Source organism: Massilia sp. YIM B02443 (assembly GCF_030411955.1).
GTDB lineage: Bacteria > Pseudomonadota > Gammaproteobacteria > Burkholderiales > Burkholderiaceae_D > Telluria.
On the sequence record NZ_JASNRA010000076.1, the window covers coordinates 1 to 434 of the forward strand.

At 65.2% G+C, this 434-nt stretch carries 1 protein-coding gene; it reads left to right on the forward strand.

Annotation, left to right across the window (positions count from 1 at the left end; translation table 11 throughout):
• Positions 1-434, forward strand: a 434-nt coding sequence (locus QPK27_RS25245) for an NAD(P)/FAD-dependent oxidoreductase (protein ID WP_374047124.1), incomplete at both ends; no start/stop codon positions are given.

Here is a 434-nt window from a genome sequence, read left to right on the forward strand (position 1 = left end):
CTGGGCGTGGAAATCTTCCCCGGCTTCCCGGCGGCCGAAGTGCTGTACAACGAAGACGGCTCCGTCAAAGGCGTCGCCACCGGCAATATGGGTGTCAAGCGCGACGGCGAGCCGGGTCCGGACTTCCAGCTCGGCATGGAACTGCACGCCAAGTACACCTTCTTCGCCGAAGGCGCGCGCGGCCACCTGGGCCGCCAGCTGATGGCCAAGTACGACCTGCAGAAGGACAGCGATCCGCAGACCTACGGCATCGGCATCAAGGAACTGTGGGAGATCGATCCGGCCAAGCACCAGCCGGGCCTGGTGATCCACACGGCCGGCTGGCCGCTCGACAACGACGTCTATGGCGGCTCGTTCCTGTACCACCTGGAGAACAACCAGGTCGCGGTCGGCTACGTGGTCGGGCTGTCGTACCAGAACCCCTACCTGTCGCC